Consider the following 12273-nt stretch of genomic DNA (forward strand, 5'->3'; position numbering starts at 1 on the left):
TTACTTGCCGTGCCGGCGATCCCGCCGGCTGTAGTCGCGCAGCGCGCGCAGGAAGTCGACGCGGCGGAACGCGGGCCAATGCGTTTCGCAGAACCACATCTCCGAATACGCGCTCTGCCACAGCAGAAATCCGGACAGCCGTTGCTCGCCCGACGTGCGGATCACCAGGTCGGGGTCGGGCTGGCCGGACGTGTAGAGGTTCTCGGAGATGGCGTCGACGGTCACGGCGTCGACGAGTTCCTCGGCGGTGGCGCCGTTGGCGAGTTCCTTGTTGAGCAACGCACGCACCGCGCCGACGATCTCCTGCCGGCCGCCGTAGCCGACCGCCACGTTGACATGAAAGGACGCGACGCTGGGCGTGGACTCGACGGCCCCGCGCAACCGGCGGGCCGGCTCGTCGCCGAGCAGTTCCAAGTCCCCCACCGTGCGCACGCTCCAGCGGTTGGCCGGTGCGCAGATCTCCTCCACGACATCGGTGATGATCTCGATCAGCCCGGCCAACTCGTCGGGATCGCGTTGCAGGTTTTCCGTGGACAGCAGGTACACCGTCGTCATTTCGACGCCGGCTTCCTGACACCAGCGCAGCATCTCGGCGATCTTGGACGCACCCATCCGGTAGCCGTAGCTGACGTCTACGTATCCCGCGTCGCGAGCCCACCGCCGGTTCCCGTCGCACAGCACGGCGATATGCCGCGGCAGCTGTGACTTCGAGGCGGCCAGGCCCTGCCGCAGCCGCAACTCGTAGACGCGATACAGCGGCTCTTTGAGGCGCGGTGGGATAATTTCCACGAACATTTACCCTACTGCCAGCGGTGATCAATTCACCGGTCTCATTTCGGCTCGGTGCCTGAGAAACCTGAGAAGTCGAGACTGCGCCGTAACCATCCCTCGCTACTGTGGATTCTGAGCAGCCTTGGGCGACTTCCGCCGGTATCCACAGTTGCGAGAACAAGACACAGGAGACATGAGCAGCCAGACCAGCACCGTCCCCAACCCGGAGCCCGAATCCGACTCGATCGTTCCGGGGAACACCGTCGAGCAGTTCGCCGAGGGTGCCGCCCAGGTCTTGGGCAAGCCCCGGATGCGCGGCTGGATCCACTTCGTCTCCGCGTGGCTGGCCATCATCACCGGCGCCACGCTGGTGTCGGTGTCGTGGGCGGCCTCCTCGCCCCGCGCCGGCCACTCGACGCTGGTCTACGCCGCGGCGACGGTGGCGATGTTCGCGGTCAGCGCGACCTATCACCGGGTGCAGTGGAAGTCAGACGTCGCGCGCAGCCGGATGAAGCGGCTGGACCATTCGATGATCTTCGTCTTCATCGCCGGTAGCTACACCCCGTTCGCGCGGCTGGTCATGCCGCAGGACACCGGGGTGCTGGTGCAGTGCATCGTGTGGGGCGGCGCGGCCGCCGGCATCGCGTTGAAGATGTGCTGGCCGACAGCGCCGCGCTGGGTCGGCGTGCCGCTGTATCTGCTGCTGGGGTGGGTGGCCGTCTGGTTCGCGCCCACGATCCTGCACCAGGCCGGCGTGGCCGCGATGGTGCTGCTGGCCGTGGGCGGCGTGTTCTACAGCGTGGGCGGCATCTTCTACGGGCTGCGCTGGCCCGACCCGTGGCCGAAGACGTTCGGCTATCACGAGTTCTTCCATGCCTTCACCGCAATCGCGGCGATTCTGCACTACATCGCCATGTGGTTCGCCGTCTTCTACACGGGCGACCACGCCTGGCTATTAGGCGGCTAGGGCTGCCTCATCACCCCGATCAGGCGGGGGTGACGTCGTCGTCCGGCGACCAGTAGGCCTTCATCGAGGCGATCTTGCCCCGGCTGTCGAAGACCATGACGTCGATCGGCTCGATCACCATGCGGTGCTCGCCCGCGGTCACGGTCAGCCGGAATTGGAAGGCGGCCTCGTTGCCCGCGACGCGCAGCGTCACCAGTTCGCACTCGCGCCGCAACTCGTTGACCGCGGAGTAGAAGCCGTGGATCGCCTGCCGGCCGATGTGCACCTCGCCGCCGACCGGATCTTCGACGGTGGCGTCGTCGGCGTACAACTCGACCAAGTCGTCGGCGCTGCCCTTGGCGACCAGTTCGATGTAGCGGTTGACCGTGTTCCTGATCGCTTCGGTCTTGGCGGCATTCGGCATGGGACGCAGGGTAACCCCGCGCTAGTGGCGATCGCCAGCGCGGGGTAGCCGGGCGTGGCGGGTCGCCACCATCGGCTTCAGTGACCCGCAACACCCAGGGCGGCGGCCAATTCGGTTGCACCGGTCACCGGCAGGTCGCAGACCTGGCCGCGGCACACGTAGGCGGCGTCGGCGCCGCCCACACGGGGCCGGCCGGCCAGCAGCGGCGACGAATCCACCTCCCCGCCCATGACGATCGCCCCGCCCGGCGCCAGCCGTCGCGCGTCGGCCAGCAGCGTCGAGGCCGACGGGTCGCAGGCAACCGCGATCTGCAGCGGTCCGCGCACCGCCGCTTCCGCGACGGCCAGCCAATGCCCGGCCGACCGCGGCGCGCGTTCCAGCAGCACCGAGTGCGCACCCAGCGATTCGGTGGCCGCGCGCAGGTACCGCTCGGCACGATCACCGTCGACCAGGTGCGCGGCGGTCAGCAGCGCCTCGGTGATCGACGACGCCCCCGACGGGGTCGCGCCGTCCAGCGGGTCGGCCGGCCGGAGCACCAACCGCTCGGCGTCGTCGGCGGTGTCGAACCAGCGGCCGGGTTGTGCATGATCGGCGAAGTGCGCCAGCGCGGTGTCCAGCAGATCGGTTGCCGTCGTCAGCCAGATCGCCTCGGCGGTCAGCTGATACAGCGCAAGGAGCCCGGTGGCAAGCATCGCGTAGTCCTCGAGGATCGCAACGCTCTCGCCGACCATGCCGCCCAGGCTGGCGCGCCGCAACCGGCCGTCGACCACATGCAGATCCAGCAGCGCACGCGCGCAACGCTGCGCGGCTGCGGCCAGTTCGGGCTCGCCCAGCGCCACGCCGGCTTCGGCCAGCGCGGTGATCGCCAGCCCGTTCCAGGACGAGACGACCTTGTCGTCGCGTCCGGGCTGCGTTCGGGTGCGCCGGGCGGCCAGCAACGCGGACCGCACCCGGTGCAACCGCTGCGAATCATCGGCATCGGCGCGGGCCTGCAGCACCGAGGTGCCGTGCTCGAAAGTGCCGCTCTGGGTGACGGCGAAAATGCTTGCTGCCCAAGGCCCGTCGTCGGGTCCGAGCACCTCGTTCAGCTGCGCCGGTGTCCACACATAGGTCGAACCCTCGCGGCCGTCGGCGTCGGCGTCCAGCGACGAGGTGAACATGGCGCCGTCGGCCAGATCGTCGAGCAGGAATCGGGCGGTCTGCGCAGTGATCCGGCGCGCCAGCGGGTCATCGGTGCGCCGCGCCCAGTGCGCGTACGCGCGCAGCAGCAGGGCGTTGTCGTAGAGCATCTTCTCGAAATGCGGTACCACCCAGGCATTGTCGACGCTGTATCGGGCGAAGCCGCCGGCGAGTTGGTCGTAGATGCCGCCCCGTGCCATCGCGTTGCCGGTGTGCGATACCGCCGCAAGGGCCGCCGGCGAACCGGTGCGCTCGAAGTGGCGCAGCAACGCCTCGAGCAACGCCGACGGCGGGAATTTGGGCGCACCGCCGAACCCGCCGTGCACCGCATCGTGCTCCTGCAGCAGCGTGGCGACGGCGTGGTCGCACAGCTCCGGCGCCACCGAAGGACCGGCGCCAGGCAGACCGGACGCCATCTGGCGTAGCTCGCCGGCGATATGGTCCGAGGCCTCCTCCACCTCGCCACGACGCTCCCGCCACGTCGCGGATACGGCCGAAAGGAGTTGCAGGAAACCATCTTTCGGATAGTAGGTGCCACAGAAAAAGGGGCGGCCGTCCGGAGTGAGGAAACAGGTCATCGGCCAGCCGCCATGCCCGGTGAGGGCGACGGCGGCGTTCATGTAGACCGCGTCGATGTCCGGGCGTTCCTCACGGTCGACCTTGATGCAGACAAACCCCGCGTTCATCGCGGCGGCCACTTCGTCGTCTTCGAATGATTCGTGGGCCATGACATGGCACCAGTGGCAGGCGGCGTAGCCGACGGACAGCAGGATAGGCACGTCACGGGCGGCGGCATCGGCCAGCGCCTCGGGGGTCCACTGGTGCCAATGCACCGGATTGTTGGCGTGCTGGCGCAGATACGGGCTCGTCGCCAGGCCAAGGGTATTCGTCGAAGCGGAGTCAGCCGGGCTCATCGCCGGGCCCCGGGGCTCGCGGCGAGCCGTCCGCCTCATCCCGGTCGACCGCGTCGGTGCCCTCGTCGGCGGCCTGGTCCGGTTCGGGGTGCTTGGGATCAAACGTGTCCGGCACCTTCTTCAACTGCCGGTTCATCGAACGCAGCAGGAACAGCGTGCTGATCAACAGCAGCACGACGATCAGCAGCCCGATCGGGCTGGCCTTGCCGAAATCGGGGCCGGTGTGGTGCGGCTGGCCGTCGGCTTGCCAGCCGAGGGCGGCGAGAAACAGGTGATTCACTCGTCGCTCTCGATTCCGGCGAACAGGTCATCCTCGGGTAGGCGGACCGGAACCCGCGACCGCGCCAACTCGAATTCCTCAGTGGGCCAGAGCCGTTGCTGCCACTCGATGGGAGCGGCGAAGAAGTCGTGGTCCGGGTCGATCTGCGTGGTGTGCGCCCGCAGCGCGTCGTCGCGTTGGCTGAAGTACGCCGAGCACTCGACGCGCGTGGTCACCCGGGACGCGAACGGGTCGTGCTTGGCGTCCCAGTGCTCGAGCCACTTCTTGAACGGGGGTTCATGACCGTGCTTGATGGCTTCGTCGTGCAGCAACTGCATCCGGGCGCGCAGGAAGCCGTGGTTGTAGTAGAGCTTGGACACCGTCCACGGCTCGCCGGCGTCGGCGAAGCGCCGATAATCGCCGGCCGCCTCGAAAGCGCCGACCGAAACCTGATGGCAGCGAATGTGATCGGGGTGGGGATAGCCGCCGTTTTCGTCGTACGTGGTCATCACGTGCGGACGGAACTCGCGGACCACCCGGACCAGCGCCTCCACCGACTCCTCCAGCGGCACCAGCGCGAAACAGCCCTCGGGCAGCGGCGGCGGGGGGTCACCCTGGGGTAGGCCGGAGTCGACGAAACCCAGCCAGGTGTGCTCCACGCCGAGTATCTCGGCGGCCTTGGCCATCTCGTCGCGGCGAATTTCGGCGATGTGTCCGTGCACCTCGGGCAGGTCCATCGCCGGGTTGAGGATGTCGCCACGCTCACCGCCGGTCAGCGTCACCACCAGCACTCGATGGCCCTCGTCGGCGTAGCGGGCCAGCGTGGCCGCGCCCTTGCTGGACTCGTCGTCGGGGTGGGCGTGCACCGCCATTAACCGCAATTCGCTCACGTGCCCCCTTGTCTCACCTGCTGGTCGCCCGGTCTGACCCTATAATTCCAGTTTCGAGTTCGTTGCATGCTGTCGGCCGGTGCCGGGCAGCCGACAACCAGGCATAACCAGCTATGACCGAAACTCCTGCCTCGCGTCCGGAGGCCCGCTACGGGCGCTCCCGGCTGTCGCGTATCCCCCGGCGGTGGGTGATCCTCACGCTGGGCGTGCTGGTAGTCGTGGCGGGGCTCGTCGTTGCCCTCATCGGTTATCACCGGTTCGGCACCAGCGACGTCAAGGGGACGATGGCCGGCTATCGGGTGATCGACGACCAGACGGCGTCGATAACGATCAGCGTGACGCGATCGGATCCGTCGCGGCCGGTGGACTGCATCGTGCGGGTGCGATCTCAGGACGGCAGCGAGACGGGCCGGCGAGAGCTGCTGGTCCCGCCGTCGGACGCGGCCACCGTGGAGGTGACCACGACGGTGAAATCCTTCGAACCGCCGGTGGTGGCCGACATCTATGGCTGCGGCACCGATGTGCCCGCCTACCTGCGCCCGGCGTGACCTTCTAATCCGCGACCGAACTGAACCGCAAGTCGGGACACCGCTGTGTTCGGACCGCTGGGCACCGCACTCCACGATCCGTGTGTGGTCGATGACGCGAACGAGACAGTTGCGTAACGCATTCTCCTTGGCGGGACCGAACCTCTTCTCGAGGGTTTCGTTTTGCGGCCAACAAGCGGAACCGAGAACGTGTTGCTGGACGAAACGCGGCGAGTCGAAACCTATTGGGCTGCAAGCTCGTCGCGATTCTCGACGAAAAGGAATTCTTTACCAATCGTTTTCGAATTATCGATCTCGTTAATTTCTAACAAATTCGTTTGTAGAAACTCTACCCATTCAAACCAAACGTATGTCATAGTCACACGCTAAGGGGTTCCTTCCTCGAGAGGAGGTGTGTACCGATGAAGATCGCAGTAGCGACAGCCGGCGCCACCGTCGCGGCCGGCGCCACCACTCCCGCGCCCTTCAGGTTGTGGCGAACCCCTCGTCCCTGAACGGACTCTAACTTTTTATCTTGCGGCCTCTCGCCGCATTAAATGACCGAAGCGCGCGGGACTCACCAGCATGGCATCGAAGAGTGTCTGCGTAGTGCCATAATTCCCCGCCCTGACTGCAGAAGTTCGGCGAAACTCACCAGCCTGCGCGATTGGCGAGAATTTCGCGCGCGAGACGGCGCAGATGGCACTCACCATATCGCCGGCCTAAAACACTAATTGCGGCTGATTTCGCCGCTACCTACAGAGAGGTCGAGTGTCATGTTTGACACACGATTAATGCGGATTGCGGCCGCTGCCGCAATCGGGCTGTCGCCCACCTCGATATTTGTCGCTCCTGCGGCGAATGCCTATTGTCTGCCGTTCGTCGGCTGTTACGGGCCGAACATACCGAACCCTGTAGCACCGCAGGCTCCAATGATGCCGCACGTGCCTGCCATGCCAGCAGCGCCGGCCCCGGTGGCAGCCCCTCCAATAGCGCCACCTGTGGCGCCTGTGGCGCCGCCCCCCGTCTTGGCTGCGCCCCCGGCTCCGATAGCACCAATAGCGCCGCCACCCGTTTTGGCGGCACCACCCCCGGCTCCGCTCGCACCGCCGGTCGCGCCGCCACCCGCACCAGTCTTGGCTGCACCACCTCCGGCGCCCGCGATAGCACCACCAGCACCTGTGGCCCCGCAACCCGAGGTGCTAGCCGCGGCACCGCCGGCACCCATTGCACCGCCGCCGGCACCAGTTCCGGCCGCGGCTCCGGTAGCGCCTCCGGTGGCGCCGCCGCCTGCGGTTCCTGCCGCGGTACCTGATCTGCCAGCACCACCGGCAGCACCAGTACCCGCCGCGGCCCCGGTGGCACCACCCCCAGCGGCACCACCTGCGGTTCCGGCCGCTGCCCCGGTAGCTCCGCCACTAGCGGTGACACCGGATATGCCGGGTAACGATCCGCAGCAGACGCTAGATGCGTTGCGGAATGCAGGTGCCATACCGTCGCCTGGCAACCCCGTACCGGGCCACATGCCAGCACCGCCGCCTGCGGCATCGGAAACAGCTCCTGCACCGGCCAACACGCCGATGCAACAGCTGAACAACCTGGAGAATGAGCAGCGCGCATCCCAAGGGTTACCGCCGCTACCGCCGCCACCGGCTCCTGCACCCAACGCAGCGCCGCCACCGAACATGCAGCAGATCATGGGTCCGTTGCAGAACGAGCTGAACGGGACGAACCCGTCAGCGCAGCCAGCTGTGACGGCACCAGAGCCCGGGGCACCAGTAGGGCCGGCACCCGGCTCGCCACCCGCCATTCCGGCTTCCGCGCCGGGATCGTCCGGTCCGATGCCTGGTGTTCCGGCCGACACCTGCAGCCCTGCGGCCGGGCCGTGTAACAACAATTCGGCGTACAACCAGGCGATGTTGGGCGACTGCCAGATGGCTGGGAACTGCGACAGGGTTCAGTTGTTGCCGCAATACACACCCGGCCCTGGGTCTCAGCCAACAGGGGCACCGGCAGCTGCAGCACCGCCAGTTGGCCCGACTCCTGCGGCCACAGGGGGGGCTGGCCCCGGCAATGGGGCGCCCGCGGACGGCGGCTTACTGCTGGGTAATCCCAATCCTGCGGGTAATCCTGCGGCGGTCTCGCCGCAAGCCTCTCTCTATAACGAGGACGCCTACCCGAGGATGGCCTGCTATCAGTCTCTGATGAGCGACGCCACGTGTGGCAACCTGCCTGAGTTCAACACCAATAACCCGGGGATGAACGTCACGGCCAACGTGATTCCTGCTTCCGGTCCGCAGACGCCAATCACCGATGCGCCTCCTATGGGCTTGCCTAATCCATGTCCAATGGCCAACGGTTACTGGGGCCAATGTGCGCCGCTCGGAACCCCGTCGACACCGGCTGCCGCTCCGCTGGGCACAGCTCCGGCCGTCCCGGCAGCAGTTCCAGCCCCGATCACAAGTGGAATTCCTGCGACCCCGGCCGGACCAGCGCCGGACAGCTACTGCGCAACGTTGATAAACTGCGACTTCTCGTCGATGCCGCCGTTTGATCCGAGCGCAGGAGCGCCGGATGCGGTTCCGGCTGCAGCACCGGACAGCATACTGCCGCCCAACAATGCACCGCCACCTGCTCAGGGTCCATGCCAATCAGGTGCGGCAGTAGGTCCGGACGGCTCCTGCGGGGCTCCGGCAACTCCACCGCAGGATCAGAGCCAACCGGCGGCATGCACATCGTCCAGTGTGTTCTCGACGGGTAGCGACCCACATCGGGCCATCTTGGTTGACGTCAATGGCGCCAACTATTGCGTGGCACCGGGGAACCCACTGTCCCCGGCAGTAAATCCGTCAGACAGTCCTCTCTCAACGCCGCCCGCTAACCCGTATGCCAACTGCATCGGCTCGGCCTGTGTGCAAGATATCCACAACAGTCAGCAAACCTTCCCGACAGACGGCCAGACCTACAACGGTATGACCTACAATGCCAACTGCATCGGGGGCGGATGCTGGCAGGATGCGAACGGCAACACCGTTCCTGACCCACGGCCGATACAGCCGGGTGAAGGGGCATTAGCGCCAGCGCAGCAAACCAATCAGGGTAACGCCCCGCAGTACCAGGGTCCGTGCCCAACCGGCGTTGCAGTGAATGGCCAGACTGGCGCGTGCCCAGCAGCCCCAGCGAAGCCAGCAGTCTCTCCGAGTAACACAAACACCACTACCACGCCTTTAAATGACGGTCCTGGCAGTGGAAACTGCAATCCCGCCAAGTGGGGATTCAGGTGCATCACCGGCTAAGCGAAAGGACGTAGCCAGGTCCAGACTGCGGCCCCCAACCCCCCGGCCCGCAGTCTGGCTCATGGCTATGGCATTACGCCAAGGTCAATAGAAGGGCATGCGCATTGAAAACTCTCTACACAGCGGTGGCGGCGACTTCTTTGCCCTCGCGCCAGTCATCGTTGCCCCGGCCGCAAAGGCCGGTTCCTCCTGTAGTGGAAATGGCGCAAACGCCAGGTCCGCATGCGGATCCTGCCTTGTATACGCCGCAATGCCATGGGCTCCCAGCCGACAAGGCCGCACAGTGTGCCGACCGCATTGCCGTCGGGCGGACATAATGCGCGCCATTGTCGCGGCCTCCGTCGCCGCCACGGCAATAGTCCTGGCTGGCCTCGCGCATGCTGACGGCAGCGCAAGCCTGAACGCCGCTGTCGAGCAGCTCTATAACAAATACCAGGCACGGTGCACCCCCCTGACGCCGCCACACTTCCAAGGCATCCAGATCACCGGTGATGGACACGGCCGGGTCATCGACACCAACCCCAGCTTGGGTGGACCGTTCGAATATATGAAGCTACCCAACGGGGCACCAGGAGTTCCCGGCGCGCAGTATCTCCGCGCAGACGCCAATGACGGCAGCGGGATCTACTACGTCGCCTTTAACTTCTGCTAAGAGACGGCATGCGAAACGTCATCGTCGCGGCGCTATCGCCCTCGCGCCACCGACGGTCCTTGCTCCTATTCCCTCGGAGCCACCGGCCTATTGTGGGCTACCTAAGCCCAACTGAACCCCGAGTAATTTCGGGTGTTTAGCGGGGGTGCACAACGGCCAAGCCCGCAAGGCGGAGCATGTACGGGCACGGTGGCGCAGGTAGCTGACTGCGACGCCCGTAATTTCGGCGGTTAAGCGATTAGACGGAAATCGTTGCGTGGTTGGGCTTATAGCTCCGCTGTCGGGCTGCTTATACTTGCGCCGCCGGCCAGCGCGTGATGCCTGAAGCTTGGGGTGGCCCAACATTCCTGAAACAGACGGCGCTTCAGCCCGCTGAGGACTTTGCCCAAGGTGACGTCCCGCGGCCTTGGCGGCGGTTCCCATGCATCGCGCCGCTATCCCGCTTCCTGCTGGCGCTGGGTCTCCCGTGCCATGTCCTTCGACCCTCAGCGCCTCGTGTAAGGCCTGGTAAATCCTGATGGAGCAAAGCGGTAAGCAACATTTTGCGCGGTGGTAACATGGACTAATACACGGTTCCGGTTGGGACCGTGTTGCTGCATTAGCGGCCGTGAGCAAAACGGAGCGGCAGCACACGGGGCGGGACGCACACGTCGGGAGCGGCGGAGCTAACAGGACTCAACGCGAACTCGCGGAACAACATACGAGGAGCACGACGAGATGACGGACACTTCCGTGACCTGGCTTACCCAGGAGTCACACGACCGACTCAAGGCCGAGCTCGATCACTTGATTGCGAATCGTCCGGTCATTGCCGCGGAGATCAACGACCGCCGCGAGGAAGGCGACCTGCGCGAGAACGGTGGCTACCACGCCGCCCGCGAAGAGCAGGGCCAGCAGGAGGCGCGCATCCGCCAGCTGCAGGACCTGCTGAACAACGCGAAGGTCGGCGAGGCGCCCAAGCAGTCCGGCGTCGCGCTGCCGGGCTCGGTGGTGAAGGTCTGCTACAACGGCGACGAGTCCGACACGGAGACCTTTTTGATCGCCACCCGCCAGGAGGGCGTCAACGACGGCAAGCTCGAGGTGTACTCCCCGAACTCCCCGCTGGGCGGCGCTCTCATCGACGCCAAGGTGGGCGAGACCCGCAGCTACACCGTGCCCAACGGCAACACGGTGAAGGTGAAGCTGCTCAGCGCGGAGCCCTACCACTCCTGATCCGATGGCGGCGGGCCGCCCGGGCCCGCCATTAGCTTAGCGCCCGATCGAGATCGGCCAGCAGGTCGGCGATGTCCTCGATGCCGACCGACAGGCGCACCAGATCGTCGGGCACTTCCAATTGCGACCCAGCCGTCGAGGCATGCGTCATGGCGCTGGGATGCTCGATCAGCGATTCGACCCCGCCCAGCGATTCCGCCAGGATGAACACCGTTGTCTTGGCGCACAACTCGCGGGCGGCGTCGCGGCCGCCGCGCATGCGCACCGACACCATGCCGCCGAAACCGCGCATCTGCCGTGCGGCGACCTCATGTCCGGGGTGTGATGGCAGACCTGGGTAGAGCACGGTGCTCACCGCGGGGTGGCCGGCGAGGAATTCCGCTACGGCCGAAGCGTTTTCGCTGTGCCGCTGCATGCGCAGCACCAGCGTCTTGAGGCCGCGCATCGTCAGGTAGGCGTCGAACGGGCCGGGCACCGCGCCGGCCCCGTTCTGCAGGAAGGCGAACGCCTCGTCCAGCCCCTGGTCGTTGGTGACCAGCGCACCGCCCACGACGTCGGAGTGCCCGCCGATGTATTTGGTGGTGGAGTGCAGCACGATGTCGGCGCCCAGGGTCAACGGCTGCTGCAGCGCTGGAGAGGCAAAAGTGTTGTCCACCAACACCTTTGCCGAACTCTGCCGGCCCAGTTCGGCCAGGGCCGCGATGTCGGCGATGGACAGCAGCGGGTTGGTGGGGGTTTCCGCCCAGATCAGCCGGGTCCGCGGCGTGATCGCGGCGGCGACGGCGTCCAACTCATGGAGCGCCACCGGGGTGTATTCGACGTTCCACTTTGTGAAGACCTTGTCGATCAATCGAAAGGTGCCGCCATAGGCGTCGTTCGGGATCACCACGTGGTCCCCGGGCCGCAGCACCGCGCGCAGCGCGCAGTCGGTGGCGGCCATGCCCGAACCGAAGGCTCGCCCGTAGGCGCCGTCTTCGACGGCGGCCAGCGCCGCTTCCAGTGCGGCCCGCGTCGGGTTGCCGGTACGCGCATACTCGAACCCGCCGCGCAGGGAGCCGACACCATCCTGGGCGAACGTGCTGCTGGCGTAGATCGGTGCGTTCACCGCGCCGGTTGCCGGGTCCGGCCGATAGCCGGAGTGAATGGCTTTGGTGGCCAGCCCGGTGAACTCGGGATGTCGGTTGGGGTCGTCGCTCATCGACG

General features: G+C 66.3%; 10 protein-coding genes. 4 read left to right on the forward strand and 6 right to left on the reverse strand.

Features of this window, described 5'->3' with window-relative positions; genetic code table 11:
* Positions 1-789, reverse strand: coding sequence for a (2Z,6E)-farnesyl diphosphate synthase (locus tag AC5Y30_RS11885; protein ID WP_499918995.1), 789 nt, complete (start codon positions 787-789; stop codon positions 1-3).
* Positions 790-964: 175 nt separating this feature from the next.
* Between AC5Y30_RS11885 and trhA the strand changes: the two genes are divergently transcribed.
* Positions 965-1738 carry a PAQR family membrane homeostasis protein TrhA gene (trhA, locus tag AC5Y30_RS11890; protein ID WP_499918354.1) on the forward strand — a complete coding sequence of 258 codons (774 nt, stop codon included), beginning with the start codon at positions 965-967 and terminating at the stop codon, positions 1736-1738.
* A 19-nt stretch (positions 1739-1757) separates the two neighbouring features.
* Here trhA and AC5Y30_RS11895 read toward each other — a convergent pair whose 3' ends face one another.
* The 4 genes from AC5Y30_RS11895 to mca form a co-directional block, all read right to left on the reverse strand.
* Positions 1758-2141, reverse strand: a complete 384-nt coding sequence (locus tag AC5Y30_RS11895) for a nuclear transport factor 2 family protein (protein ID WP_499918355.1) — start codon at positions 2139-2141, stop codon at positions 1758-1760.
* Positions 2142-2218: 77 nt separating this feature from the next.
* Complete coding sequence (locus AC5Y30_RS11900) at positions 2219-4234, reverse strand: thioredoxin domain-containing protein (protein WP_499918356.1); 2016 nt, start codon at positions 4232-4234, stop codon at positions 2219-2221.
* Entirely contained in the window at positions 4221-4514 is a 294-nt protein-coding gene (locus AC5Y30_RS11905; RefSeq protein WP_499918357.1) for a hypothetical protein, read from the reverse strand. The genes AC5Y30_RS11900 and AC5Y30_RS11905 overlap by 14 nt, the downstream gene beginning before the upstream one ends.
* The gene (mca, locus tag AC5Y30_RS11910; protein WP_499918359.1) at positions 4511-5383 is read right to left on the reverse strand and encodes a mycothiol conjugate amidase Mca; all 873 of its coding nucleotides are present in this window, start codon (positions 5381-5383) and stop codon (positions 4511-4513) included. Before mca ends, AC5Y30_RS11905 begins: the two co-directional genes overlap by 4 nt.
* Positions 5384-5496: 113 nt before the next feature.
* On the opposite strand from mca, the gene AC5Y30_RS11915 reads away from it, so the two are divergent.
* From AC5Y30_RS11915 to greA, 3 genes are all read left to right on the forward strand, one after another.
* Positions 5497-5931 (forward strand): DUF4307 domain-containing protein, encoded by a 435-nt coding sequence (locus AC5Y30_RS11915; protein ID WP_499918361.1) that lies wholly within the window; start codon positions 5497-5499, stop codon positions 5929-5931.
* 3591 nt (positions 5932-9522) lie between these two features.
* Positions 9523-9858 (forward strand): hypothetical protein, encoded by a 336-nt coding sequence (locus tag AC5Y30_RS11920; protein WP_499918362.1) that lies wholly within the window; start codon positions 9523-9525, stop codon positions 9856-9858.
* A gap of 717 nt (positions 9859-10575) precedes the next feature.
* Entirely contained in the window at positions 10576-11070 is a 495-nt protein-coding gene (gene greA / locus AC5Y30_RS11925) for a transcription elongation factor GreA (protein WP_067348672.1), read from the forward strand.
* Positions 11071-11101: 31 nt separating this feature from the next.
* Here the strand turns inward: greA and AC5Y30_RS11930 are convergent, their stop codons facing one another.
* A complete protein-coding gene (locus AC5Y30_RS11930) occupies positions 11102-12268 on the reverse strand; it encodes a cystathionine gamma-synthase (RefSeq protein ID WP_499918363.1) in 1167 nt (388 codons plus the stop codon).
* Between the last annotated feature and the right edge of the window lie 5 nt (positions 12269-12273).

This window comes from Mycobacterium sp. NGS27 (assembly GCF_059813005.1).